Source organism: Robertmurraya dakarensis, from assembly GCF_900156875.1.
Classification (GTDB): Bacteria; Bacillota; Bacilli; order Bacillales; family Cytobacillaceae; genus Robertmurraya; species Robertmurraya dakarensis.
The window spans coordinates 3417499-3443898 of sequence record NZ_LT707409.1 but is presented as its reverse complement, the minus strand read 5'-3'; the positions used below and the strand labels follow the sequence as shown (position 1 = coordinate 3443898).

Below are 26400 nucleotides of genomic sequence, written 5' to 3'. Positions count from 1 at the left end.
GCCATTAAATAAGGGAGGCAATTTTAATATGAATCATGACCTTTCTGTCCATGATTTTTTAGATAAAAAGAAAGAGTATATCCCAATCGATGTTCGTTCACCGGGTGAGTATCACGACAGTCATATTCCAAATGCAGTCAACATTCCTCTTTTTACAAATGAAGAAAGAGCTGAAGTAGGAACGCTCTACAAGCAGAAGGGGAGTCAGTACGCGAAATGGCGGGCAATGGAAATTGTTTCACCAAAGCTTCCGAATATATTAGGACAAATTAAAGAGATGATTGAGGAGGATCAGCAGCCGGTTGTTTACTGCTGGCGCGGCGGGATGCGCAGCCAATCTGTTACGCTCTTTGCATCCATGTCTGGCCTTGATATTCTTCGGATCTCTGGCGGATACCGGGCATACCGCGAGGCGATCATTGAAAGGATTCCTCTCAGCATTCCAGAAAAGGCCGTCGTTCTCTATGGATTGACAGGTACAGGAAAAACGGAGATTCTGCACAATTTGAAAAGGCTGGGATACCCAGTTTTGGATTTGGAAAAGCATGCAAATCATAGAGGATCTGTTTTTGGTGCGATGGCGGATAAACCCCCGCATAATCAAAAGCGTTTTGATGCCATGCTGCATGAGGATTTAATGAGAATTGAGGGCAGTGATTACTTTTTCATGGAAGGTGAAAGCAAGAGGATCGGTCATGCTGTTCAGCCGCCAGAGCTTTTTGAAAAAAAGAATACAGGTGTTCATATTCGAGTGGTCTCAAGTCTTGAAACAAGAGTGGAAAGAATTTACGAAGAATATGTAAAGGATTTTGAAGACAAGAATGAGTTTCATGAAAGAGTTGGCTCTGCTTTAAAAAGAATTCTAAAAAGAGTCAAACCGCAAGAAGTGCAGCAGCTCCTCGAGACATGCTTAGAGGAAAAAAATTATCGTGAAATGATTAAATTATTGATCGTATATTACTATGATCCTCGGTACGATAATAAAATTAATGAGTCCATCCATACGGAGCTTGAAGTAAATAGTGACTCTGTCCTTGAAGCAACGAAGAAGATTGCAGACTTTGTTGACAAAATGATGCTTACAAAGGTAGTGAAGTCTTAATGCAATCCAATGTAATGAACTCCATGAAAATGGGGACATTACAAATAAAGGAGGGCATCATGAGACTTGTTATTTTATCAATTGTTACTGGATTTATTGTTGGCTTTGTTTTTGCGATTTTCAAATTGCCCATTCCAGCACCGCCGGCTCTGGCAGGGGTAACGGGGATTGTTGGAATCTATCTTGGCTTTAAAGCATTCGAGCAAGTTGCTCCATGGTTTGATAGTATTTTCAAATAAAAAAGCGGCCGCCAGCTTGCCGCTTTTTTTCTTATAAAAAAAATGATATACTGCCCGCAACTTTTTCCTTAAAGGATCGAAATAGATTGGGGGAGTTGATGTCCTCTAATCGCATCTTTTGTGACTGCATTAAATCCTCTTGAATAATATTCTTGACCTCCTGTACCACTCTTGTGTCATAGATAAAACAATTAATTTCATGATTGAGAAAGAAGCTTCTTTTATCGAAGTTGGCCGTGCCTAGATCACAAAAATCGTCAATGATGAGCACCTTTGCATGATAGAAACCATTAGAATATTGATAGACATGAGCTCCTTTTTTAATTAGCTTTCTAAAATAACAGAAGGAAGCTTCCTTGACGAGAATATGATCTGATTGATATGGAACAAGGACAGTCAAGTTCACGCCTCTTTGAAGTGCTTCTAGTAAATACTGAAGGACCTTCTTGCTGGGAATAAAATAAGGAGACCCAATTGTAATCGAAGACTTTGCATTCTTAATAAGGTCAGAAAAGGTTTCTTCTAGTAAGAAACCTTCTGATGAAAATAGTTGATGTTTGGATGAACCTTTTTCAAGCTTGGGAAAATAAATTTGATTTTGCGAAAGATTTGTCTTGTAGGACTCTCTCCAGTCTCGTAAAAATTGCATCTGTAGATCGCTTACGCCCTCACCGGTCATTTTTAAATGATAATCCCTCCATGGGCTGAGTTTTGGGTCTAAGTCGATATACTCTTTTCCAACGTTATAACCTCCCATATACCCAATTTCCCCATCAATAACCGTAATCTTTCGATGATTGCGTACTTGCGTTGAGTAAAAAAAGAAGGGCAGTTTTGGTTTGTGGCAAAAGGCGAATTGCACACCAAAACTTTTTAATTCCTTTATTGTTTTACGTTTGAATTTTATGCTTCCGACCCAGTCGAGAAGGAGTCTGACTTCTATGCCTTCTTGCGCTTTTTCTTTTAAAATAGAAAGAAACTCTTGACTAAAGCCATCGTTTTTGCAAATATAGAAAATAATATGAATATTATGTCGGGCATTTTTTAAATCTGAAAACAGTTCTTTGAATAACTCATTTCCGTGGGCAATGATCTTTAGATTGCTTTCACGAACCGGGTATTTCTGGCTGTACATGGATTTAAGATGCTGCTTTCTGCCAAGCATGAAGTCAATTGTTACATATAGTCCGATCACAAAGATAGCGATAAGGATCATGATCAAAGCATTCATTGCTTTTACCTCCTCAGAAAAATCGAAAGGCTTAAATGGTGGAAATTTTTACTGGTAAAAAAGTAAATTTAGTGCCAATCTCTTGTAATCCAACTATTCAAAGGTCATCACTAGTTAGTCAATATTGTTCCCGGGAAGTCGCGATCATATGAGTAGAATATAGGAAATAATTGCATTTGGCAGTAATGGATCAAGAGTTTTCGGAAAAATTAAAAATTGAATAACCGTTAAAAAATTCAAATAAATCTGTTGACTGAATGCTCATTCATAATATAATAGAGGTAAGGGTAAATTTCAGAAAATTTTCTATATAAAATTTTCAGCTACAAGGGGTACTTACAAGAAGAAAGGGGTAGAGATACTGATGAACGGTCTTTTATGGATTAACTTAATTGCTCTATTACTTGTAATCGCATACGCACTCAGCTTGTTTGTATACGTGGTTACAACAAGAATCCAGTACATTCGTCTTGGGAAAAAGACAGAGTTTGATTTAAACATGAAAGAAAGGCTCGATTCGATATTAGTGAATGTATTGGGCCAGAAAAAATTATTTAAAGATAAAAAGAGCGGTGTGTTTCATACCATTCTATTCTATGGATTTTTTATTGTACAACTCGGTCTTATTGAATTGATTTTAAAAGGATTTATTGCCGGGTACGAATTTCCTTTAGGAGCGGCACATAAATACTTCAGTTTCTTGCAAGAGTGGACAACATTTTTAATGATGTTGTCAATCATATACGCTTTTTATCGCCGTTATATTGAAAAAGTAAACCGCTTGCAATGGAAGCGAGATGGAAAAGCAGCATTTGTTTATATTGCATTAACGATTCATACATCATCGATCCTGCTTGGTCTAGGTTTCGAACATATTATGATCGGTCATGAACCAAATCTTGTTTATGCTCCATTCTCTGGAATCGTTGCCGCGTTGTTTGCAGGCGTCGGACCAGAAGTTGGCCAAGTACTATTTTATGTATTCTGGTGGGTGCACTTGTTGATTGTTTTCTCTTTCATGGTGTTCGTTCCGCAGTCAAAGCAATTCCACGAAATACTTGCAATGGTCAATGTTTTTGTTAAGAGAAAAGAGCCAGGCAGCAGCCGATTAAAGAAGATTAATTTTGAAGATGAAGAAGCAGAAAGCTTTGGTGTCGGTAAAATTGAAGACTTTACACAGATGCAATTAATTGATTTATATGCTTGTGTGGAATGTGGACGCTGTACGAATATGTGTCCTGCAACAGGCACAGGGAAAATGCTTTCACCAATGGATTTAATGACCAAACTGCGTGACCATTTAACACATTATGGTGCTTCTGTTACTTCAAAGCAGCCATGGGTACCAACGTTTGCTTTTGCTAACACAAAAGGAAATCAGCTGGCACTTTCAGCTGCTGGTCAAGGTGCTCAGGAAAGTGCTGCGGGTCTTGCATACAGCCCGAGCTTAATCGGGGACGTTATCACAGAAGAAGAAATTTGGGCTTGTACGACTTGCCGTAACTGTGAAGACCAATGTCCTGTTATGAACGAACATGTTGAGAAAATTATCGACCTTCGCCGTTACTTAGTGCTAACAGAAGGGAAGATGGATTCTGACGCACAGCGTGCCATTCAAAATATTGAACGTCAAGGAAATCCTTGGGGATTAAACCGTAAAGACCGCGTGAAATGGCGCGAGGCTCGTGAGGATGTCGTTGTACCAACTGTAAAAGAATTGAAGAAGGCTGGAGAAGAGTTTGAATACTTATTCTGGGTTGGTTCAATGGGATCTTACGATAACCGCAGCCAAAAGATCGCATTGGCATTTGCTAGATTGATGAATGAAGCAGGCGTGAAGTTTGCTATTTTAGGAGATAAAGAGAAAAACTCAGGTGATACTGCCCGTCGACTTGGAAACGAATTCTTGTTCCAGGAATTAGCGACAAATAATATCGCTGAATTTGAAAAGCATGAGATTAAAAAGATCGTTACGATCGATCCGCATGCTTACAACAGCTTTAAGACTGAATACCCTGACTTCGGATTTGAAGCAGAAGTATATCACCATACTGAACTTCTTTACGAGCTTGTAAAAGAAGGAAGATTAAAGCCGCAGTATGCTGTTAATGAAACGATTACGTTCCATGATTCTTGTTACTTAGGACGCTATAATGACGTTTATGATCCACCGCGCGAAATCTTGAAAGCTATTTCAGGTGTGAAGCTGGTAGAGATGGAAAGAAACCGCGATACAGGTATGTGCTGTGGAGCCGGCGGCGGTATGATGTGGAAGGAAGATAAAGTAGGAAACCGTATCAACGTTGCCCGTACAGAGCAAGCACTTTCTGTTAATCCAACCGTCATCAGTTCTGGTTGTCCATACTGCTTAACAATGCTTACAGATGGAACAAAAGCAAAAGAAGTAGAAGAACAAGTGTCTACTTACGATGTTGCGGAACTTCTAGAAAAAGCAGTTTGCGGCGAACCGCAAACATTAGTATCATAATAAATTTCCTCCATCCATAGATTATATGGATGGAGTTTTATTTTTGTCTATTTTGAATATTTAAAAAAAGTATTGTTAAACTTGCTAGTTATGCTGTAAAATAAGGGTAATGATAAAGCGCTTACAACAAATAGATGTGACTACATAGAGCTAACAAAGGGAATCTGCATGGGTAAAAATGTGATTCCAATTTTTTAGTTCTCATTTTGAACGAGCGTTCAGTCGGTTTCGATTTTAAAAGAAGAAAGGGAGAGATCACGATGGGAAGAACAGTCATTTTAAGCGGAGCAAGAACACCTTTTGGAAAAGCAGGCGGTCAATTGAGCAGCTTTAGTGCGTCAGATCTTGGCGGCATTGCGGTGAAAGAAGCTTTGTATCGTGCAGGCGTTGCTGGTGAGGATGTAGGTGAAGTGATCTTAGGGAATGTTCTTCAAGGAGGGCAAGGACAAATTCCATCCAGACAAGCAGCACGTAAGGCTGGACTTCCATGGGACGTGAAGACGGAAACGATAAACAAAGTATGTGCTTCTGGAATGAGAAGCGTGACGTTAGCTGATGTGATCATCAGAGCCGGGGATGAAGAGGTGATTGTTGCTGGCGGAATGGAATCAATGAGCAATGCACCATATTATCTTCCAAAAGCGCGCTGGGGCCTTAGAATGGGTGATTCTGTTGTAAAGGATGCGATGGTCCATGACGGATTGACCTGCAGTTTTACCGGAGTACATATGGGCATCTATGGCAGCCAGGTTGCGCAGGAATTGGAAATCACGAGAGAAGAGCAGGACAAGTGGGCGCTTAGAAGCCATGAGCTCGCCATTGCGGCAATTGAAGCTGGGAAGCTGGCAGCGGAAGTCGTATCAGTCGAAATTCCGCAGAAAAGAGGAGAAGCTCTGATTGTTGACAAGGATGAAGCGCCAAGAAAGGATACCTCATTAGAAAGACTTTCAAAGCTTTCACCTGTCTTTGATCAGTCGGGCAGTATTACAGCCGGAAATGCTCCAGGGGTAAATGATGGTGCAGCTGCACTTGTGCTGATGAGTGAGGAACGTGCAGAACGCGAAGGTAAAAAGCCTGAAGCTTACATCATCGGCCATACGGCGATTGCAGTGGAAGCAAAGGATTTTCCGAAAACACCAGGTCTTGTGATCAACGAATTATTGAAAAAGACAGGAAAGTCGCTTGAAGAGATTGATTTGTTTGAAATCAATGAGGCGTTTGCGGCCGTTGCCTTAGCGAGCAAAAAACTAGCAAATCTCGATAAAGAAAAGATCAATGTCAATGGTGGTGCGGTTGCTCTAGGCCATCCGATTGGCGCGAGCGGTGCAAGAATTATTTTAACCTTGATGAATGAGCTAAAGCGCAGGGGCGGCGGCGTCGGAATCGCAGCCATTTGCAGCGGCGGCGGTCAGGGAGATGCAATCATGATCGAAGTGCCAAAGGGTTAAGGGAGATTTTTTAAAAAAAAGATAGACTGGGGGATGTACTCATGAGTGTAAAAAAATTGATGGTAATTGGCGCAGGTCAGATGGGTTCTGGGATTGCGCAAGTATGTGCACAAGCGGGTTATAACGTTTTATTAAATGACTTAAAACCTGAATTTGTAGAAAAAGGCTTAGGAGTCATTAGCAAAAACCTTTCTCGAAATGTTGAAAAAGGAAAGATGACATCAGAGCAAATGGAGGCTGTCCTTCACAACATTACGGCTTCTACTGATTTGCAGGATGCAGCAGATGTTGATTTGGTAATCGAAGCGGCAGTTGAAAATATGGATGTGAAGCAGCAAATCTTCCGCAATTTAGATGGCATTGCGCCGGCTCATGCCATTCTTGCGAGCAACACATCATCGCTGCCGATTACAGAAATCGCGGCTGTGACGAATCGTCCGGAAAAGGTAATAGGCATGCACTTCATGAACCCGGTTCCGGTGATGAAGCTTGTTGAAATTATCCGCGGCCTGGCGACGGCAGATGAGGTCTATAAAACGATTGAAGATATGACGAAAACATTAAGCAAGGTACCGGTAGAAGTGAATGACTTCCCAGGCTTCGTTTCGAACCGCATTCTCATGCCGATGATCAATGAAGCAGTTTATACCCTTTATGAAGGAGTAGCGACGAAAGAGGCAATTGATGAGGTCATGAAGCTTGGAATGAATCATCCGATGGGACCGCTGACGCTGGCTGATTTTATCGGCTTGGATACTTGCCTTTATATAATGGAAACGCTCCATGAAGGCTTCGGCGATGACAAGTACCGTCCATGTCCGCTGTTAAGAAAATATGTGAAAGCTGGCTGGCTTGGGAAGAAAACTGGAAAAGGCTTTTACGAGTACGCTTAAACAGTTACGGATAAAATCGTTTTTTTACGGATAAACGAGAAATCTTACGGATATATTGAAATTCTTACGGATAAAACAATATTCTTACGGATAAATCTATTTTTCTATGAAAAATGGCTCCTGAATGACTGTGCAACTTATAAATATAAAATGACGCTGCACCGGGAGGGTGACAAATGAACCTTAGATTAACAGAAGAACAGGAAATGATGCGCAAAATGGTTCGAAATTTCGCTGAAACAGAAATTTCTCCTTTTATTCCAAAAATGGAGCAGGGAGAGTTTCCGCGTGAAGTTTTAAAGAAAATGGGGGAACTTGGCTTAATGGGTATTCCAGTTCCGGCAGCATATGGCGGCTCGGAAATGGATTTCACATCTTATATCATCGCCATCCATGAACTCTCAAGAGTTAGCGCGACGGTTGGGGTCATTCTCTCGGTCCATACATCAGTCGGTACGAATCCAATTCTTTACTATGGAAATGAGGAACAAAAGCAAAAGTATGTACCTAAGCTTGCAGCTGGTGAGTATTTAGGAGCTTTCTGCTTAACCGAGCCAAGCGCGGGTTCTGATGCAGCGAGCTTAAAGACAAGAGCTGTCTTAGATGGCGATCATTATGTCATTAATGGCTCCAAGGTTTTTATCACAAACGGCGGGGAAGCAGATGTCTATATTGTCTTTACTTCCACAGATCCTTCTGCAAAAAGCAGAGGCATTTCCGCTTTCATTGTCGAGAAGGGAACTCCAGGCTTAGTGTTCGGCAAGGATGAACATAAAATGGGGCTTAATGGGTCAAGAACACTGCAATTAATCTTCGAAGATATGAGAATACCGAAAGAAAACCTCCTTGGAAATGAAGGAGAAGGCTTTAAAATTGCCCTCGGCAACCTCGATGTCGGGAGGATCGGCATCGCCGCACAAGCCTTAGGTATCGCGGAGGCAGCTTTTGAAGCGGCTGCGAAATACGCTGCGCAGCGCGTTCAGTTTGGGAAACCAATTGCTGAGCAGCAAGGTGTTGGCTTCAAGCTGGCGGACATGGCGACAAATGTTGAAGCCGCAAAGCTCTTAGTGTATAGAGCGGCTGAATTACGTGCAAAAGGCTTACCTTGTGGAAAAGAAGCCTCAATGGCAAAGCTGTTCGCTTCTAAAACTGCCGTAGAAGTCGCAACAGATGCAATTCAAGTATTCGGAGGTTACGGATACACAAAGGAATATCCTGTGGAACGATATTTTCGCGATGCGAAGGTAACGGAAATCTATGAAGGAACGAGCGAGATTCAGAGAATTGTCATCAGTAAGCAGCTTTAGGTGCTTTTAGCGGTAAGACCGCGTTTCGAGAATATCATGCTGGTTTTCGCGAATAAATGATCATTTTCGCGAATATCACGCACCTGAACGAGAATAAACAACGATAAACGCGAATAAAAACCGGAGTTTCACTATTAAGTCAGTTTTCAATAAAATTATTTCATTTTAACCAAAGCGGGGGAATAGAAATGAGATTTCAATTAACAGAAGAACATGAAATGATTAGAAAAATGGTACGAGAATTTGCAAAAAACGAAGTGGAGCCGACAGCAGCAGAAAGAGACGAAAGCCAGCGCTTTGACCGGGGAATTTTTTCAAAAATGGCGGAGCTGGGCTTAACAGGAATTCCATGGCCAGAACAGTATGGCGGCATTGGCAGTGATTATTTAGCTTATTGTATCGCGGTCGAGGAATTATCAAGAGTCGATGCGTCAATCGGTGTTACACTATCTGCTCATACTTCACTTGCAGGCTGGCCGGTTTACAAATTTGGCACAGAGGAGCAAAAGCAAAAGTATTTACGTCCTATGGCGCAAGGTGAAAAAATTGGTGCCTACGGATTAACTGAACCAGGAAGCGGTTCTGATGCAGGCGGCATGAGAACAACAGCAAAGCTTGATGGAGACCATTACGTTATAAATGGATCGAAAATCTTTATCACAAACGGCGGCGAAGCGGATATTTATGTCGTCTTTGCTTTAACAGATCCTTCGCAGAAAACGAGAGGGACAACAGCTTTCATAATTGAAAAAGATTTCCCTGGTTTCTCAATTGGAAAGAAAGAAGATAAGCTCGGCATTCGTTCATCACCGACGACAGAACTTATTTTTGAAGACTGCAAAGTTCCAGTGGGGAATGTACTTGGAAAAGTGGGCGAAGGCTTTAAGATTGCGATGATGACGTTAGACGGCGGACGTAACGGGATCGCTGCACAGGCTGTTGGAATTGCTCAAGGGGCACTTGATGCCGCAGTGGAATATGCAAAAGGGCGCGAGCAATTCGGGAAGCCAATCGCTGAACAGCAAGGAGTGGGCTTTAAGCTTGCGGATATGGCAACGAATATAGAGGCAGCAAGACTATTAACTTATCAAGCTGCATGGCTTGAATCAGAAGGTCTTCCATATGGAAAGGAATCCGCAATGTCGAAGCTTTTTGCAGGCGACACAGCGATGAAGGTTACAACAGAAGCGGTTCAAGTGTTCGGCGGCTACGGCTATACAAAGGAATATCCAGTTGAACGCTTTATGCGCGATGCGAAGATTACACAAATTTACGAGGGAACGCAAGAGATTCAGCGCTTAGTTATTTCAAGAATGATTACAAAATAATAGGTTAGTGTCTAAGAGGCTGGATGATAACTTAAGATAGTATGTTCTGGTAAAGGGTGGTGAGAGAGAACAGATGAAAAAAGTAGAAGTACAGGCTTCCGTTAAAGATGAACGTCTTGTGTTAAAAAGAAGAAATCAAATGATTAAAGGGGCAGTCGCGCTTTTTAAAGAAAAAGGGTTTCATCGAACCACGACGAGAGAAATTGCAAGAGAGGCCGGCTTTAGTATCGGCACCTTATATGAGTATATTCGATCAAAGGAAGATGTTCTCTATTTAGTTTGCGACAGCATCTACGATGAAGTGCATGCCCGTCTTCGAAAGGAAATTGATTCGAAAAGGGGCACTTTGGACAGTTTGAAGCTCGCGATTTCAACTTATTTCCGAATCGTTGATGAGATGCAGGATGAGTTTCTCGTTATGTATCAAGAATCAAAGTCTCTCTCAAAGGATGCCCTTCCATATGTATTGAAAAAAGAAACGGAAATGGCAGCTTTTTTGGAGGAAATTATCAAGCATTGTGTTGAAAATGGAGAGCTTTCTTTGACAGAAGCGCAAATGAAAATACTGTCTCACAATATTGTCGTTGAAGGGCAAATGTGGGGTTTTAGAAGATGGGCCATTCAAAAAATGTGTTCACTTGAAGATTATATTGATATTCAAGTTAGCTTGATTTTTGATGGGATTAGCCAAAGTTCTAAATCATGAGTTAGGAGGAGTTGGGAGAGATATGAGTACACAGGAAATTTACAAGCCGAAAAATCATGTGCGTTTTGTAACGGCTTCGAGTCTTTTTGATGGTCATGATGCATCGATTAATATTATGCGCAGGATCATTCAGGCAAGCGGTGCAGAGGTTATTCATCTTGGTCATAACAGATCAGTGGAAGAAGTGGTCAATGCTGCGATACAGGAAGATGTCCAAGGGATTGCAGTATCTTCTTATCAAGGGGGCCATGTTGAGTATTTTAAATACATGTATGATCTATTAAAGGAAAGAGGTGCTGACCACATCCGCATTTATGGCGGGGGCGGCGGTGTTATTATCCCAAGAGAAATTAAAGAACTGCATGATTACGGGATTGCGTGGATTTTTTCACCTGAAGATGGGCGCAAATACGGCCTTCAGGGAATGATTAATATCATGCTTGAAGAATGTGATTTTCCAACTGTTACTCCTGAAATGACTCAATTCATTGAGAAGCTGGCCACAGGAGATACCATTGCCACGGCCAAATTGATCACTCTGGCTGAGCACCAAAATGGAGTAGAGAAAGAAAGCGCTGCTGCAATCGATTCTGTCATGGAAAAGGTGAAGGCGATTGGAAAGACAGTTCCTGTATTGGGAATTACCGGGACAGGTGGGGCAGGAAAAAGCTCGCTGACAGATGAGTTAATCCGCCGTTTTATTAACGAAATTCCGGAAAAGAAGATCGCGATCCTTTCCGTTGACCCAACGAAGCAAAAAACAGGCGGCGCGCTTTTAGGTGATAGAATCCGCATGAATGCAATATTCTCTCCACGAGTCTACATGAGAAGTTTGGCAACACGTAAATCAAAATCGGAGCTTTCCTTAGCTATCCAGGATGCGATTTCGGTCGTAAAGGCAGCCGGCTATGACTTGGTTGTGGTGGAAACAAGCGGAATTGGCCAAGGAGATGCCGAGATTACAGAAATCTGTGATGTATCGATGTATGTGATGACAAGTGAGTTTGGGGCACCTTCACAGCTGGAAAAAATCGATATGATTGACTACGCTGACTTAATTGTCATCAATAAATTTGAAAAAAAAGGCTCTGAAGATGCACTGCGTCAGGTTCAAAAGCAGTATCAGCGCAGCCGCATGCTTTTTGAAAAAGACTTGGATGAAATGCCTGTGTACGGGACAATTGCCAGCCAGTTTAATGATGCTGGAACAAATGCCTTGTTTGCTGCACTAGTTGAAGTCCTAAACGAAAAAACAGGAAGTAAGTTGACGACAACTTTTAGCAAGAATGCTGTTGTTGAAAAGCAAAGTGTCATTATACCAAATGACCGCCGCTATTATTTACGGGAAATATCTGATACGGTACGGACTTATCATAAAAAAGCAGAAGAGCAGGCTGAACTCGCCCGGAAGCTGTTCCAAATTGAAGGAACGATTGAAGCAGTAAAGGCTGGAGATGGAAATAGCGAGGTCCTAAAAGCATTAGAGGTTTTAAAAGAGGATGTGGAAGGAAAACTTTCACCGCAATCGAAGAATATCTTGGCAGGCTGGGAAGAGAAAAAAGAAAAGTATGCTGGTGATCAATTTGTTACAAGAATTCGTGATAAAGAAATCGTCACCATTTTAAAGACAAAGAGCTTATCAGGACTTTCTATTCCAAAAGTGGCCCTGCCGAAATACCGCGATTATGGCGAGATTATCAAATGGGTATACAAAGAAAATGTTCCGGGTGAATTCCCTTATACTGCGGGCGTATTTCCATTCAAACGTGAAGGGGAAGATCCGAAGCGCCAGTTTGCCGGGGAAGGAACGCCGGAAAGAACGAACCGCCGCTTCCATTATTTATCAAAGGATGATGATGCAAAACGGTTAAGTACGGCATTTGATTCGGTTACCCTTTACGGAGAAGATCCGGATTACCGCCCAGATATTTATGGAAAAGTAGGAGAAAGCGGTGTCAGCGTTTGTACGCTTGATGATATGAAAAAGCTTTATGCGGGCTTTGACTTATGTCATCCATCTACTTCGGTCTCAATGACGATAAATGGACCGGCACCGATCATATTAGCGATGTTTATGAATACGGCGATCCAGCAGCAGATTGAAGCGAAAGAAAAAGAGCTGGGGCGTTCATTAAATGATGCAGAGCTTGAGGAAGTTAAAGCGCGCACATTGCAGACGGTTAGAGGAACGGTGCAAGCGGATATTTTAAAAGAAGATCAGGGCCAGAATACCTGCATTTTCTCAACCGAATTTGCGCTTAGAATGATGGGGGATATCCAGCAATACTTTATTGATCAAAAAGTCCGCAATTATTATTCTGTCTCGATTTCTGGTTATCATATAGCTGAAGCTGGGGCGAATCCAATTTCGCAGCTTGCTTTTACATTGGCAAATGGCCTAACTTATGTGGAGTACTATTTAAGCAGAGGCATGCATATAGATGATTTTGCACCGAATCTTTCATTCTTCTTCTCAAATGGACTTGATCCGGAATATACGGTGATTGGCCGTGTTGCGCGCCGCATTTGGGCAACCGTTATGAGAGAAAAGTATGGTGCTAATGAGCGAAGCCAAAAGCTTAAGTATCATGTCCAAACATCCGGCCGTTCATTGCATGCTCAGGAAATAGACTTTAATGATATTCGCACCACCCTTCAGGCATTGATGGCACTGCATGATAACTGTAACTCTCTTCATACAAATGCGTATGACGAAGCAATTACAACACCGACAGAAGAATCGGTGCGCCGTGCGATGGCTATTCAGATGATCATTACAAAGGAACATGGCTTAACGAAAAATGAAAATCCGCTTCAAGGTTCCTTTATTGTTGAAGAATTAACGGATTTAGTCGAGGAAGCGGTTCTGCAGGAATTTGAACGAATCGATGACCGCGGCGGTGTGCTCGGAGCGATGGAGACACAGTATCAACGCGGAAAAATTCAGGATGAATCGATGTATTATGAAATGAAGAAGCATACAGGCGAGCTTCCGATTATCGGCGTTAATACCTATTTAAATCCGAATCCTCCGTCAGAAGAGGAAATTGATAAAATGGAATTAGCTCGTGCATCGAAAGAGGAAAAAGAGCTGCAAATTCACAACTTAAGAGAATTTCAGGAAAGGAATGGGGATCAAACTGAACAAGCGCTAAATCGCCTTAAAGCAACAGCTGTCAGCGGAGGAAATATTTTCGCTGAGTTAATGGAGACGGTTAAGGTGGCTAGCCTTGGTCAAATCACCCATGCTTTATACGAAGTAGGAGGTCAATACCGCCGCAATATGTAATGGTTGGTGAAAGGCTTATAGTTCACGCTATAGGCCCTTTTTCTTTGCGATAATGTAAAAAATGTTATTTATAGAAAAATATAGAGCAAAACTAAATTGTTTTTCTATATAATCAATATGGAAAGGAAAGCTACTTTTTCGCAGGAAGTGAGTGCAGTGAAAAAAATTACTTTATTTATCGGTATGGTGTTGCTTTTAACAGCGATGTACTATTTGTATAAATATCAGCTTGGTGCGATTTCGTTTTTCATTCTATCGATTATTTTCTTTTCCTTAGCAAAAAAAGAGTTTTCCAGCAAATCAACTAAAAAATTTAAAAAACCATCGAGGTAGAGGTCAAGCTCATAGGAGGAAATGAAGGGTTTTGAAACCTATGGTGATGCAGAGGGAAAGGCATAATTATACTTCCTCTTAAAAAAGTATAATAATCACATGCTAGAAGTAGCATAAAGACCAATAATTTGTTTATAATGGAAAATATGCTATCAGAGCGAGTATGCCTTTGAAGTGTCTAGATGGTGAAAGGATGTGCAATAACTTTGAGTCTAAATCAATATACACAAGAGCAATTAAAAGAGATGTCTTGGATTGAAATCGCTTTTGAAGTCCTCAATAGTAATAAACAACCTGCTGCTTTTAAAGAAATAGTAGACGAAATTGCGAAAGCGCTTGATTTGAGTGATGAGGAAGTAAAAAAGAGAATTGCCCAATTTTATACAGATTTAAACATAGATGGCCGGTTCATGGCTTTAGGCGAAAACCGCTGGGGCTTACGTGTTTGGTATCCTGTTGATCAGACAGAGGAGGATACGGTAACACAAGCGAAACCAAAGAAGAAGAAAGCGAAGAAGAAGGTTGTTGATGAAGACGACGATCTTGATTTAGAAGATTATGATGAACTAGATGAAGAAGATGTCGACTTCGACGACATAGATGAAACAGAAGATGACTTTGATGACATCGATGAAGACGACGATGACGATGATGATGATGACGATATCGAGGATGCAGATGATTTTGAAGATGAAGATGATCTCTTGGATGAAGACGAGGAATTCGAAGAACTGGACGAAGAAGACGAAGACCCTGATTCAGATGAAGAGGATGATTTTTAATAGTTGACTTTTTAAGAATGTGCTTGTAGAATCATTTTTGGGCTCCTTTTAAAAGGAACGATTTTATTTATAGCAACTAACGCCTCCCTTACTGCAGTGTAAGTGGGGCGTTTTTTTATTTTGTCAGGATATATTAAATATAAACAAAAGAAACATCGTATTCCCCTAGCACAAATTATTTCACTATTTTATTCATTAAACTAACACCATAATGTACAAACTGATTAAGAGGGGGAAAAACAAATGACAAAGTATATTTTTGTAACAGGCGGAGTGGTTTCGTCTTTAGGAAAAGGGATAACAGCAGCATCGCTTGGCCGACTATTAAAAAATCGCGGTTTAAGCGTTACGATTCAAAAATTTGACCCTTATATAAACGTTGACCCAGGAACAATGAGTCCTTACCAGCATGGTGAAGTGTTCGTAACAGATGACGGTGCGGAAACAGACTTGGACTTAGGTCACTATGAACGTTTTATTGATATTAATGTAACGAAGTTCAGCAATGTGACAACTGGGAAAATCTATTCAACAGTGCTGCAAAAAGAACGCCGCGGTGATTATTTAGGAGGAACAGTACAGGTTATTCCACATATCACCAATGAAATTAAGGAAAGAGTTTTCCGTGCCGGCCGTGAAACAAATGCCGATGTCGTCATCACAGAAATCGGTGGAACAGTTGGGGACATCGAATCTTTACCATTCTTAGAAGCGATCCGTCAGATCAAGAGTGATATTGGTCCGCAAAATGTGATGTACATTCACTGTACACTTGTTCCTTACATTAAAGCTGCTGGAGAAATGAAGACGAAGCCGACACAGCATAGTGTTAAAGAATTAAGAAGCTTGGGAATTCAGCCAAACATTATTGTCGTGCGTACTGAAATGGATATGCCGGAAGATATGAAAGACAAGATTGCTTTATTCTGTGACATTGATAAACATGCGGTTATTGAATGTCCTGATGCAGACGTTTTATATTCTATTCCGCTCGTTCTGCAAAAGCAAAACATGGACCAAATTGTCTGCGACCATCTAAAGCTGCAATGTGTGGAAGCAGATATGACTGATTGGAAAGCTCTTGTTGAGCGCGTAAGAAACCTTTCAAAAACAACAAGAATTGCGCTTGTTGGGAAATATGTTGAACTGCAGGATGCTTATATTTCTGTAGTAGAGTCATTAAAGCACGCAGGTTATGCTTTTGACGCTGATATTGATATTAAGTGGATCAATTCTGAGGAAGTTACAACTGAAAATGTCGCTGAATTATTAGGTGATGTGGATGGTATTCTTGTACCGGGCGGGTTTGGTGATCGCGGAATTGATGGAAAGATACATGCTATTCAGTTTGCCCGCGAGCAAAAAGTACCTTTCCTTGGTATCTGTCTAGGAATGCAGCTAGCATCAATTGAATTTGCACGCAATGTATTGGGCTATAAAAATGCTCATTCATCTGAAATTGATCCAAATACACAGCATGCGATTATCGACTTGCTTCCAGAACAAAAGGATGTTGAGGATTTAGGCGGAACACTTCGCCTTGGTCTATATCCATGTAAGTTGATGGAAGGTACTAAGACTTATGCTGCTTATAACGATGAAGTAGTTTATGAACGTCACCGTCATCGCTATGAGTTTAACAATCATTACCGTCAAGAAATGGAAAAGGCCGGTTTCATTTTCTCTGGAACAAGCCCGGATGGACGTTTAGTTGAAGTGATCGAGCTCGAGGATCATCCATGGTTCGTTGCATCTCAATTCCATCCTGAATTTACGTCTAGACCAAACAGACCGCAGCCGTTATTCAGAGATTTTGTGGAAGCTTCAATAAAAAGCAATCAATAATAAATTGAAAAAGACGTGCAGAATTTGTTCTGAACGTCTTTTTTAGTTGGCTTTACTCAATATTCCGCAATAATTTCATCAAAAGTTAATTTAATTCCATAATAAACATATAAAGCGGCGATGGATGCTGGATATCCAAAGCGATTTCCTTCTTCATCAGGAAGCAAGCCTTTTTTTAAACGCAGATCAATGTGAACATCTGCTAAATCTGCTAAGCTATCTGCCTCAGAATCAACGGGAAGTACGGTTGAAACCGCCACAAATGGAATGTTTTTTTCTAAAAGCCATTTGGCTGCTGCAACTGCTTGTTCATCATGGGTGTATCTTGTGAAAATAATAACCCGATCTTGATAGGAAAGGGAGGGATCCTTGCCATCCCATTTTTTTGCGGATTGAAATGGTTCGGTGCTGCAGAGTGCTTCTGAAATGACAGCATCCATTTCTTTTTCTCCATATAGGTAAACATTCCCTTCGCCAACGGCGGCTTGGGCGAGAAGTCTTGCGCTATCTTCAAACGCAAAGCTTTCTTTTTCATGAAGGGTATTTAATAACCCAGTTAACTGAGTTGAAAACATTTTAAGCAATTTAACATGACCTCCTTTGGACAGTTCTTATTATAAAAAACGTTTGCTAAAAGGTAAAATGTCATCACTTTCGTAAAAAAAGGAAATTAAGCAGGAAATAGTAAGAGCAAAATAGAATAAAGGAGAAGAGAATAAGGGTGAAGTGCGTACATAGAAACGATATTAGGGAGAAAGAGGTGTTTTGTTATGCAAGGAAAGGTATTGATTGTTGATGATCAATTTGGAATTCGGATCTTGTTGAACGAGGTTCTCCAAAAAGAAGGGTACGAGACCTATCAGGCGGCAAATGGAGTTCAAGCGTTGGATATTCTTCAAAAGCATTCACCAGATTTAGTTTTGCTTGATATGAAGATTCCAGGAATGGATGGAATTGAAATATTAAAAAGAATGAGGGTCATTGATCAGGATATTCAAGTGATTATTATGACTGCTTATGGCGAATTGGACATGATTCAAGAGGCGAAGAATTTAGGAGCGTTGACTCACTTTGCAAAACCTTTTGATATTGATGATATTCGTACCGCTGTGAAAAAATATATAAAGGTACAAGCAAACTAAGCATATAATGCGTTTGTGAACGGTTTGTAAATTAAAGATGAATCGTAGCAATTCTTTTTCCATTTTGATATGATACAAATGGATTGTTTGGAATAGTTATCCATCAGACAATCGATACACAGTACATATTCAAGTTAGCAAACGGTAAAACTTTATAAGACACGTTATGCTAAAAAATGATGGTAGATATCATTTATAAGGAGGAAGAACGATGCCTTTAGTTTCTATGAAAGAAATGCTGATCAAAGCAAAAGAAGAAGGCTATGCAGTTGGACAGTTTAACTTAAATAATCTGGAGTTTACTCAAGCGATTCTTCAAGCTGCTGAAGCGGAAAAATCACCAGTTATTCTTGGTGTTTCCGAAGGAGCAGGACGTTATATGGGCGGCTTTAAAACGGTTGTCAAAATGGTTGAGGGACTGATGGAAGACTACAAAATCACAGTGCCTGTTGCTATCCATTTAGACCATGGTTCAAGCTTTGAAAAGTGTAAAGAAGCCATTGATGCTGGATTTACTTCGGTTATGATTGATGCTTCTCATGATCCATTTGAAGAGAATATTGAAAAAACGACTAAGGTCGTAGAATATGCACATGCAAAAGGAGTTTCCGTTGAGGCGGAATTAGGAACAGTTGGCGGACAAGAAGACGATGTTGTTGCTGATGGCGTAATTTACGCTGATCCAGCGGAATGTCAAGAGCTTGTTAAGCGAACTGGAATTGATTGCCTTGCTCCAGCTCTAGGCTCTGTTCATGGTCCTTATAAAGGAGAACCAAACCTAGGCTTTAAGGAAATGGAAGAGATCGGGGCAGCAACTGGTGTGCCATTGGTTCTTCATGGAGGAACGGGGATCCCAACAAAAGATATCCAAAAAGCGATTTCTTTTGGAACAGCTAAAATCAATGTTAATACAGAGAACCAAATTTCTTCAGCGAAAAAAGTTCGCGAAGTACTAGCTGGAAATCCTGATATGTATGATCCACGTAAATACTTAGGACCTGCACGTGACGCTATTAAAGAAACGGTTATCGGAAAAATGCGCGAATTCGGTTCTTCTGGTAAAGCATAAAAGTTTTCTATAACGCTCACGTAGATAGATCGATCCTGTTAATGCGGAATGATCTTCATAAAAACCGCCTTTTAATAGGGCGGTTTTGATTTATTTCAACTAATTTTAAAATTGATGATGGAATTAAAGCAGAGTGCTGGACCTTGGAATGTGCCTTTATTCTGAAAGAATAACAGCACATGGAGAGGTTCAGCACGGCGCGAGTGATAGCGATAATCTTACTAACAAAGCGAATAATTAAAACATAAAGAAGCGAGGGAATAACAGATGAAGTTTTTTATTGATACAGCAAACATGGAAGAAATTAAAGAAGCGTATGCATTAGGAATTGTGGCAGGTGTGACGACAAATCCATCTCTTGTGGCAAAAGAAAAAAATGTATCATTTGAGGACCGTTTGCGCGAAATCACGGCATTAGTGCCTGGATCTGTAAGTGCTGAAGTTATTGCACTTGATGCAGAAGGAATGATCAGAGAAGGAAAGGAGCTTGCGGCGATCGCTCCAAATATCACGATTAAAGTTCCGATGACACCAGACGGATTAAAGGCAGTATCTGCTTTTTCAAAAGAAGGAATTAAAACGAATGTGACGCTGATTTTCAGTGCTAATCAAGCACTTTTGGCTGCTCGTGCAGGTGCGACATATGTCTCTCCTTTCTTAGGAAGATTAGATGACATCGGTCATAATGGTTTAGACTTAATTTCGACAATTGCTGATATTTTCACCATCCATGGAATTGAAACAGAAATTATCGCTGCATCTATTCGCCACCCACAGCATGTTACGGATGCTGCATTAAGAGGAGCACATATTGCAACAATTCCATACAAGGTCATTAAGCAACTATTTAACCACCCGCTTACAGATAAGGGAATTGAAGCATTTCTAGCTGATTGGAACAACCGCGGGTAACTATCTTCTGCCTTTTAGCTAACCATTTTCTCGTTCCGTAAATAGGTATTATTTCTTAAATTAAACTTTTTTTCATAAATATACATGAAAATTGTTTTTTCGTGTAAACTATATGGATAAGGATAATAATGTCGGAATTTGCCTGTATTTACTGGAAAAAGATTCCTAGCAGCTAGAAAACAGGTGGAATTTTTGAGCATAACGAAAAATGATAAGCCTAACTTATCGAGTATGCCTATAACCATACTTGTTCAATAGTCGATATGCTAGGGTAGGCTTAGAAGGGAGTCAGAGATGGAAAAGCTCAAAATCGCAGGGGGCTATCCTTTAAAAGGAACTGTCCGGATAAGTGGTGCTAAAAATAGTGCCGTTGCACTAATACCAGCGACTATTTTGGCTGATTCACCTGTCACGATTGAAGGTTTACCAGATATTTCTGATGTTGAGATACTTAAAGGGCTTTTAGAGGAGATCGGCGGAACTGTTCAGTTTACGAATAATGATATGACTGTCGATCCCTCTGCTATGATTTCAATGCCATTGCCTAATGGCAAGGTGAAAAAGCTTCGTGCATCTTATTATTTAATGGGAGCGATGCTTGGGCGCTTTAAAAAAGCTGTCATTGGATTACCTGGCGGATGCCACTTAGGTCCAAGACCGATTGATCAGCATATTAAGGGATTTGAAGCATTAGGAGCAAAAGTGACGAACGAACAAGGGGCCATCTACTTGCGGGCAGATGAATTAGTCGGTGCGAGGATCTATCTTGATGTGGTCAGTGTTGGAGCAACGATTAATATCATGCTTGCTGCCGTAAGGGCAAAGGGAAGAACCGTTATTGAAAATGCGGCGAAAGAGCCGGAGATCATTGACGTAGCTACCTTGTTGACGAATATGGGTGCGAAGATTAAAGGAGCAGGTACGGATGTCATCCGGATTGAAGGGGTGGACGAGCTCCATGGCTGCAGACATACGATCATTCCGGATCGAATCGAAGCAGGCACTTATTTAATTTTAGGAGCTGCTGTAGGGGAAGGGATCTTAATAGATAACATCATCCCGCAGCATTTAGAATCTTTGATTGCGAAGCTCCGTGAAATGGGTGTACCAATTGAAACAAAAGATGATCAGGCATTTGTGGGCAAAGCCAGCGCTTTTAAGCCGGTTGATGTGAAAACACTTGTGTACCCAGGGTTTCCGACAGACCTGCAGCAGCCGCTTACGTCACTGTTGACGAAAGCAGAGGGGACAAGCATGGTCACGGATACGATTTATAGTGCGCGCTTCAAACATATTGATGAGCTCAGAAGAATGAATGCGAACATTAAGGTTGAGGGGCGGTCAGCTATCATCAGCGGTCCTGTTAAGCTTCAAGGAGCGAAGGTGAAAGCAAGCGATTTGCGTGCTGGGGCAGCCTTAGTGATTGCTGGGTTGATTGCCGAAGGGGTCACTGAAATTACCGGGGTTGATCATATCGACAGAGGCTACAGTCATTTGGTTGAAAAACTAAATGGCCTTGGTGCGACGATTTGGCGGGAGTCTTTGACAAAAGAAGAAATTGATCAAATGAAAAATGCCTAAAAGTGGGCAAACTGTATATTGATATAAGAATTGTTTGGGAGATGAAACCATGGAAAGAAGTTTAACAATGGAGCTTGTGCGGGTTACGGAAGGTGCCGCATTAGCATCAGCGCGCTGGATGGGAAGAGGTAAAAAGGACGAAGCAGATGATGCAGCTACGACTGCAATGAGAGAGGTCTTCGATACGATCCCCATGCAGGGAACTGTTGTAATTGGTGAAGGAGAAATGGACGAGGCACCGATGCTTTACATTGGAGAAAAGCTCGGAACTGGAAATGGACCTTTAGTGGATGTAGCGGTTGATCCCGTTGAAGGAACAAATCTTGTTGCGTCTGGCGGCTGGAATGCACTTGCTGTTATCGCAATTGCTGACCATGGAAACCTTCTCCATGCTCCAGATATGTACATGGATAAAATTGCTGTTGGTCCTGAAGCAGTGGGGAAAATCGATATCAATGCTTCCGTAACAGATAATTTAAAAGCTGTCGCGAAAGCAAAGGGAAAAGATATTGAAGATGTTGTCGCAACTGTTTTAAATCGACCTCGCCATGAAAAGATTATTAATGAAATACGTGAAGCGGGAGCTCGTATTAAATTGATCAACGATGGTGATGTTGCAGGAGCTTATAACACAGCTTTTAATCGTACAGGTGTTGATATTTTATTCGGATCAGGCGGTGCTCCTGAAGGGGTAATCGCTGCTGTTGCATTAAAATGCTTAGGCGGTGAACTTCAAGGAAGACTGCTGCCGCAAAATGATGAAGAACTAGAACGCTGTAAGAAGATGGGATTAGATGTAAGCAAAGTATTACTTATGGAAGACCTTGTTAAAGGGGATGACGCTATCTTTGCAGCGACAGGCATCACAGATGGAGAGCTGCTTCGCGGAGTCCAATTTAAAGGATCTTTTGCATCTACCCATTCATTAGTTATGCGTGCAAAGTCTGGTACGGTTCGTTTTATTGAAGGCCGTCACAGCTTGCAAAAGAAGCCAAACTTGGTAATTAAATAAATATTAGGAGAAAGACATTTCATAGTCTCAACTCTACCTCTAAAAATGGGAAAGGCTGAGATCCAGTTGCTGCATGTGATCTCAGCATCTCTTCCCGCTACATTTCCTGATTAATAAAAAGAATCTTCTGGCGAAACTAGTATTATTGAGTGATGTGTTCTGTAAATCTTACTTAAAATGGTCAAAAAGTAAAAATAGTGTTGATTAAGTTTTATAAACTGGAGTACAATAGAAATTGTTTTACTTAATTGGACCTAACTTAAAACGTTTTCAACAAAGAGAGAATAGCAGCAATCTGTCATATATTTCTTCTTATGCTTCCAAAAGCCTCAATTTTTATTCTTTCCTTTTTCCATTCCCTTTTGTTTTGTATTTTTAATAAGGTTTCTGGGGTGGAATGAACTTTATTTTATAAAAGAGTGGTGACAAAATGGAATTAACAATTTCCAGTTTAGAAAATATGAAACTAAAGGAACTTTATGAATTGGCAAAAACCTATAAAGTTTCCTATTATAGCAAATTAACGAAAAAAGAATTGATTTTTGCCATCCTTAAGGCTCGAGCTGAACAAGAAGGGTATTTCTTTATGGAAGGGGTACTCGAAATTATTCAGTCAGAAGGGTTTGGCTTTTTAAGACCGATTAATTACTCGCCAAGCTCAGAGGATATTTATATTTCTGCATCCCAAATTAGAAGATTTGATTTGCGTAACGGTGACAAAGTATCCGGTAAGGTTCGTCCGCCGAAAGAAAATGAAAGATACTTTGGTTTGCTGCATGTTGAAGCGGTAAACGGTGATGATCCTGAGTCTGCAAAAGAACGGGTACACTTTCCTGCCTTAACCCCCCTTTATCCAGATCGTCAAATGAAACTAGAGACAACTCCAAAGCATATGTCTACGAGAATTATGGATTTAATTTCTCCTGTTGGATTTGGTCAGCGCGGATTAATTGTAGCTCCTCCAAAGGCTGGGAAAACAATGCTGTTAAAGGAAATTGCTAACAGTATTACAACAAACCACCCTGAGGCAGAATTAATTGTACTTCTCATTGATGAACGTCCTGAAGAGGTTACGGATATCGAACGTTCTGTTGCTGGAGATGTGGTGAGTTCAACATTTGATGAGGTGCCGGAAAATCATATTAAAGTAGCCGAACTCGTCCTTGAACGAGCCATGAGACTTGTTGAACATAAGCGTGATGTTATCATTTTAATGGATAGTATCACTCGTTTGGCGCGTGCATATAACCTGGTTATCCCTCCAAGCGGCCGTACGCTTTCCGGCGGGATTGACCCTGCGGCTTTCCATAGACCGAAAAGGTTTTTTGGGGCAGCGCGTAATATTGAAGAAGGCGGCAGTTTAACGATTTTAGCGACGGCTCTCGTTGATACAGGATCTAGAATGGATGATGTGATTTACGAGGAGTTCAAGGGAACTGGAAACATGGAGCTGCATCTTGACCGTGCTCTTGCGGAAAGAAGAATCTTCCCAGCGATTGATATCCGCCGTTCTGGTACACGTAAAGAAGAATTACTTATCCCGAAAGACCATTTGGACAAGCTATGGGCGATTCGCAAATCGATGGCAGATGCTCCTGACTTTGTTGATAAGTTCATTCGAAAGCTGCGTCAAACAAAGTCTAATGCAGAGTTTTTTGCAAAGCTTGATGAAGAAATGAAAGCAAAGCGGTCATAATGTGAGTGTAAAATAGTGGGGTTATTACTGGTTTTCTCCATATTAAATCCTATGTTGCAAAACTAGTTTTACGCTGTTATAATATGAGAAGTTGTTTATGATAATGAACAGCATGGTCAAAACTATGCTGTAAAGATAACTCTGTTTCGAAAGATTCAGGGCGGAAGGAGATGAAAAGGAATGAAAGCAGGAATTCATCCAAATTATAAAAAAGCAACGGTGACTTGTGCTTGCGGTAACGAGTTCGAAACTGGTTCTGTTAAAGAATCAATTCGTATTGAAACTTGTTCTGAATGCCATCCATTCTACACTGGCCGTCAAAAGTTTGCTGAAGCAGGCGGACGTGTTGACCGTTTCAACAAAAAATATGGCATTAAGTCAAACCAACAATAATTGTTTTATAAAAACAGGCAAGAAGCTAACATCCCTTGCCTGTTTTTTATTTCTTATATGTTAAATAATAATCGTAAAAATACTTAACTTTAACTTAGAGAGCTGTCTAGCTCCGGTGTCCAGCGACAAATGTACTTCCGTCCCCTCCCTGCGATAAGTCAACATCGAATCACTATCGTTCTTCGTGTTTCCTTTATCTCACTCGGGGCCATCCAGTCCATACGTCGCTAAGCGGGGCACCTGCGCATTTCAATTTGAAGGGAGAGGCCCGTCTATGTATGTGATGGACCAGCACGGTTGGGTGGAAGTCATTTGCGGAAGTATGTTTTCCGGAAAATCAGAAGAGTTAATTCGTCGTGTAAGAAGAGCTGAGTTTGCCAAGCAAAAGATTGCTGTTTTTAAACCGATTATCGATAATCGCTATAGTAACGAAGCAGTTGTTTCGCATAATGGCACTTCCTTTAATGCTAGACCAATCAGTCAATCAACAGATATTTTTCAACATATAGCTCCTGATATTGATGTTGTTGCGATCGATGAGGTGCAGTTCTTTGATGAAGAAATTGTCGGAGTCATTCAGCATCTTGCGAATAGCGGACATCGTGTCATTACGGCAGGACTTGATCAAGATTTCCGAGGAGAACCATTTGGTCAAATGCCGGCGATCATTGCGGTAGCTGAATTGGTTACAAAACTCCAGGCGGTCTGCACCGTTTGCGGCTCACCTGCGAGCAGAACACAGCGATTAATTAATGGGAAACCAGCTTCCTATGATGACCCTATTATATTAGTGGGGGCGGCAGAGTCATATGAGGCGCGCTGCAGACATCATCATGAAGTTCCGAAATCCCCAGCCATTGTCATCCCATCAGAAACAAAATCTTTATCATAAGTGCAAAAGGCCTAATCGATGACGATCGAACGGCCTTTTTTATTTGGCTATTAGCAAGGGGAGGGTCCTTAGAACGTGCCTTTATCCTGTTAAGAATAACAGCATGTGGAAAGGTGGTTCCAAAGCAAAGCATATTTAAAGCATATTTGAAAAAAGTGGATAAATGATAAGCTATCGAAGGGACATCCTAATAGTAGAAACTGATTATGAGGATGTGTCAATCTGTGAAAAAGCTATATTTTATGGTCATTCTTAGTTTGTTTGTCGTTGCTGGCTGCAATCAAAATGAAGCAGGCATGGATGGTCAAGAAAATTGGGAGCCGGAAACAACCCTGCTTGGTAATCAGCAATCAGGAGAGGATCGCGGGCGGACGATGTCAGATCAAAATCCGAACCTTAGAAATTTTAATGGTAATGTTAATAATCAACAAGCAGATATTGAAAAGGCTAGAGAAACCATTGAAATGACAAACGAGTATGTATCTGAGTCGATTTGGGTTAACGGTAATGATATGTTTGTAACAGTGAGTAAAAAGGGCGGTATGACTCAAGCGGAAAGAAAAGATAATGAGGAACATCTTCGTCAAATGTTAACCCAGGCAGTGCCGAGATATCGTATCGATGTCGAGATACTTGGAGAGCAAACCCGCAGGTAATAAAAATCATCAGTGATGGGTAGAAACCACACTGATGTTTTTTATTATCAAGATTT

The 26400-nt window shown here is 41.0% G+C and carries 23 protein-coding genes; 21 read left to right on the top strand and 2 right to left on the bottom strand.

What is annotated here, in order from left to right; all coding sequences use genetic code 11:
• Positions 1-28: 28 nt before the first annotated feature.
• On the top strand, positions 29-1102 hold the full coding sequence (mnmH, locus tag CZ487_RS25155; RefSeq protein ID WP_077215100.1) for a tRNA 2-selenouridine(34) synthase MnmH: 1074 nt from the start codon (positions 29-31) through the stop codon (positions 1100-1102).
• A 59-nt stretch (positions 1103-1161) separates the two neighbouring features.
• Positions 1162-1341 (top strand): XapX domain-containing protein, encoded by a 180-nt coding sequence (locus CZ487_RS25150; protein WP_077215458.1) that lies wholly within the window; start codon positions 1162-1164, stop codon positions 1339-1341.
• A 31-nt stretch (positions 1342-1372) separates the two neighbouring features.
• Here the strand turns inward: CZ487_RS25150 and cls are convergent, their stop codons facing one another.
• The gene (gene cls / locus CZ487_RS25145; RefSeq protein ID WP_077215099.1) at positions 1373-2572 is read right to left on the bottom strand and encodes a cardiolipin synthase; all 1200 of its coding nucleotides are present in this window, start codon (positions 2570-2572) and stop codon (positions 1373-1375) included.
• A gap of 364 nt (positions 2573-2936) precedes the next feature.
• Between cls and CZ487_RS25140 the strand changes: the two genes are divergently transcribed.
• From CZ487_RS25140 to CZ487_RS25100, 10 genes are all read left to right on the top strand, one after another.
• Positions 2937-5060 (top strand): (Fe-S)-binding protein, encoded by a 2124-nt coding sequence (locus tag CZ487_RS25140; RefSeq protein WP_077215098.1) that lies wholly within the window; start codon positions 2937-2939, stop codon positions 5058-5060.
• 260 nt (positions 5061-5320) lie between these two features.
• The gene (locus CZ487_RS25135) at positions 5321-6508 is read left to right on the top strand and encodes an acetyl-CoA C-acetyltransferase (protein WP_077215097.1); all 1188 of its coding nucleotides are present in this window, start codon (positions 5321-5323) and stop codon (positions 6506-6508) included.
• Positions 6509-6549: 41 nt separating this feature from the next.
• The gene (locus tag CZ487_RS25130) at positions 6550-7401 is read left to right on the top strand and encodes a 3-hydroxybutyryl-CoA dehydrogenase (RefSeq protein WP_077215096.1); all 852 of its coding nucleotides are present in this window, start codon (positions 6550-6552) and stop codon (positions 7399-7401) included.
• A gap of 176 nt (positions 7402-7577) precedes the next feature.
• On the top strand, positions 7578-8708 hold the full coding sequence (locus CZ487_RS25125; protein ID WP_077215095.1) for an acyl-CoA dehydrogenase: 1131 nt from the start codon (positions 7578-7580) through the stop codon (positions 8706-8708).
• 188 nt (positions 8709-8896) lie between these two features.
• Positions 8897-10036, top strand: coding sequence for an acyl-CoA dehydrogenase (locus tag CZ487_RS25120; protein WP_077215094.1), 1140 nt, complete (start codon positions 8897-8899; stop codon positions 10034-10036).
• 73 nt (positions 10037-10109) lie between these two features.
• Positions 10110-10742 carry a TetR/AcrR family transcriptional regulator gene (locus tag CZ487_RS25115; RefSeq protein WP_077215093.1) on the top strand — a complete coding sequence of 211 codons (633 nt, stop codon included), beginning with the start codon at positions 10110-10112 and terminating at the stop codon, positions 10740-10742.
• A gap of 22 nt (positions 10743-10764) precedes the next feature.
• Positions 10765-14031 carry a fused isobutyryl-CoA mutase/GTPase IcmF gene (icmF, locus tag CZ487_RS25110; protein ID WP_077215092.1) on the top strand — a complete coding sequence of 1089 codons (3267 nt, stop codon included), beginning with the start codon at positions 10765-10767 and terminating at the stop codon, positions 14029-14031.
• Between the two features lie 156 nt (positions 14032-14187).
• Positions 14188-14364, top strand: a complete 177-nt coding sequence (locus CZ487_RS27360; protein WP_154676064.1) for a hypothetical protein — start codon at positions 14188-14190, stop codon at positions 14362-14364.
• A gap of 206 nt (positions 14365-14570) precedes the next feature.
• Entirely contained in the window at positions 14571-15146 is a 576-nt protein-coding gene (gene rpoE / locus CZ487_RS25105; RefSeq protein WP_077215091.1) for a DNA-directed RNA polymerase subunit delta, read from the top strand.
• A gap of 243 nt (positions 15147-15389) precedes the next feature.
• The gene (locus CZ487_RS25100) at positions 15390-16991 is read left to right on the top strand and encodes a CTP synthase (protein WP_077215090.1); all 1602 of its coding nucleotides are present in this window, start codon (positions 15390-15392) and stop codon (positions 16989-16991) included.
• A 56-nt stretch (positions 16992-17047) separates the two neighbouring features.
• On the opposite strand, the gene CZ487_RS25095 is transcribed toward CZ487_RS25100, so the two are convergent.
• Positions 17048-17575: a DUF2529 domain-containing protein gene (locus CZ487_RS25095; protein ID WP_077215089.1), complete on the bottom strand. Its 528-nt coding sequence runs from the start codon at positions 17573-17575 to the stop codon at positions 17048-17050.
• Between the two features lie 186 nt (positions 17576-17761).
• Between CZ487_RS25095 and CZ487_RS25090 the strand changes: the two genes are divergently transcribed.
• The 9 genes from CZ487_RS25090 to CZ487_RS25050 all read left to right on the top strand — a co-directional run bounded on the left by CZ487_RS25090 (position 17762) and on the right by CZ487_RS25050 (position 26344).
• Positions 17762-18133 carry a response regulator gene (locus CZ487_RS25090; RefSeq protein WP_077215088.1) on the top strand — a complete coding sequence of 124 codons (372 nt, stop codon included), beginning with the start codon at positions 17762-17764 and terminating at the stop codon, positions 18131-18133.
• A 211-nt stretch (positions 18134-18344) separates the two neighbouring features.
• Complete coding sequence (locus tag CZ487_RS25085) at positions 18345-19202, top strand: class II fructose-bisphosphate aldolase (RefSeq protein ID WP_077215087.1); 858 nt, start codon at positions 18345-18347, stop codon at positions 19200-19202.
• 267 nt (positions 19203-19469) lie between these two features.
• Positions 19470-20114 (top strand): fructose-6-phosphate aldolase, encoded by a 645-nt coding sequence (gene fsa / locus CZ487_RS25080; protein WP_077215086.1) that lies wholly within the window; start codon positions 19470-19472, stop codon positions 20112-20114.
• A 294-nt stretch (positions 20115-20408) separates the two neighbouring features.
• Positions 20409-21695 carry a UDP-N-acetylglucosamine 1-carboxyvinyltransferase gene (locus CZ487_RS25075; RefSeq protein WP_077215085.1) on the top strand — a complete coding sequence of 429 codons (1287 nt, stop codon included), beginning with the start codon at positions 20409-20411 and terminating at the stop codon, positions 21693-21695.
• Between the two features lie 49 nt (positions 21696-21744).
• Positions 21745-22707 carry a class II fructose-bisphosphatase gene (glpX, locus tag CZ487_RS25070; protein ID WP_077215084.1) on the top strand — a complete coding sequence of 321 codons (963 nt, stop codon included), beginning with the start codon at positions 21745-21747 and terminating at the stop codon, positions 22705-22707.
• A gap of 430 nt (positions 22708-23137) precedes the next feature.
• Positions 23138-24403 carry a transcription termination factor Rho gene (gene rho / locus CZ487_RS25065; RefSeq protein WP_077215083.1) on the top strand — a complete coding sequence of 422 codons (1266 nt, stop codon included), beginning with the start codon at positions 23138-23140 and terminating at the stop codon, positions 24401-24403.
• 180 nt (positions 24404-24583) lie between these two features.
• On the top strand, positions 24584-24796 hold the full coding sequence (gene rpmE, locus CZ487_RS25060; protein WP_077215082.1) for a 50S ribosomal protein L31: 213 nt from the start codon (positions 24584-24586) through the stop codon (positions 24794-24796).
• A gap of 274 nt (positions 24797-25070) precedes the next feature.
• Complete coding sequence (locus CZ487_RS25055; protein ID WP_077215081.1) at positions 25071-25688, top strand: thymidine kinase; 618 nt, start codon at positions 25071-25073, stop codon at positions 25686-25688.
• Positions 25689-25912: 224 nt separating this feature from the next.
• Positions 25913-26344, top strand: a complete 432-nt coding sequence (locus CZ487_RS25050) for a hypothetical protein (protein ID WP_077215080.1) — start codon at positions 25913-25915, stop codon at positions 26342-26344.
• Positions 26345-26400 lie beyond the last annotated feature (56 nt).

Coding starts and splice junctions, on each gene's coding strand:
- icmF (WP_077215092.1), top strand. CDS start 10,765: ATGAGTACACAGGAAATTTACAAGCCGAAAAATCATGTGCGTTTTGTA.
- CZ487_RS25100 (WP_077215090.1), top strand. CDS start 15,390: ATGACAAAGTATATTTTTGTAACAGGCGGAGTGGTTTCGTCTTTAGGA.
- cls (WP_077215099.1), bottom strand. CDS start 2,572: ATGAATGCTTTGATCATGATCCTTATCGCTATCTTTGTGATCGGACTA.
- CZ487_RS25085 (WP_077215087.1), top strand. CDS start 18,345: ATGCCTTTAGTTTCTATGAAAGAAATGCTGATCAAAGCAAAAGAAGAA.
- CZ487_RS25075 (WP_077215085.1), top strand. CDS start 20,409: ATGGAAAAGCTCAAAATCGCAGGGGGCTATCCTTTAAAAGGAACTGTC.
- rpmE (WP_077215082.1), top strand. CDS start 24,584: ATGAAAGCAGGAATTCATCCAAATTATAAAAAAGCAACGGTGACTTGT.
- CZ487_RS25055 (WP_077215081.1), top strand. CDS start 25,071: ATGTATGTGATGGACCAGCACGGTTGGGTGGAAGTCATTTGCGGAAGT.
- rho (WP_077215083.1), top strand. CDS start 23,138: ATGGAATTAACAATTTCCAGTTTAGAAAATATGAAACTAAAGGAACTT.
- mnmH (WP_077215100.1), top strand. CDS start 29: ATGAATCATGACCTTTCTGTCCATGATTTTTTAGATAAAAAGAAAGAG.
- CZ487_RS25090 (WP_077215088.1), top strand. CDS start 17,762: ATGCAAGGAAAGGTATTGATTGTTGATGATCAATTTGGAATTCGGATC.
- glpX (WP_077215084.1), top strand. CDS start 21,745: ATGGAAAGAAGTTTAACAATGGAGCTTGTGCGGGTTACGGAAGGTGCC.
- CZ487_RS25120 (WP_077215094.1), top strand. CDS start 8,897: ATGAGATTTCAATTAACAGAAGAACATGAAATGATTAGAAAAATGGTA.
- CZ487_RS25150 (WP_077215458.1), top strand. CDS start 1,162: ATGAGACTTGTTATTTTATCAATTGTTACTGGATTTATTGTTGGCTTT.
- fsa (WP_077215086.1), top strand. CDS start 19,470: ATGAAGTTTTTTATTGATACAGCAAACATGGAAGAAATTAAAGAAGCG.
- CZ487_RS25125 (WP_077215095.1), top strand. CDS start 7,578: ATGAACCTTAGATTAACAGAAGAACAGGAAATGATGCGCAAAATGGTT.
- CZ487_RS25135 (WP_077215097.1), top strand. CDS start 5,321: ATGGGAAGAACAGTCATTTTAAGCGGAGCAAGAACACCTTTTGGAAAA.
- CZ487_RS25140 (WP_077215098.1), top strand. CDS start 2,937: ATGAACGGTCTTTTATGGATTAACTTAATTGCTCTATTACTTGTAATC.
- CZ487_RS25130 (WP_077215096.1), top strand. CDS start 6,550: ATGAGTGTAAAAAAATTGATGGTAATTGGCGCAGGTCAGATGGGTTCT.
- CZ487_RS25115 (WP_077215093.1), top strand. CDS start 10,110: ATGAAAAAAGTAGAAGTACAGGCTTCCGTTAAAGATGAACGTCTTGTG.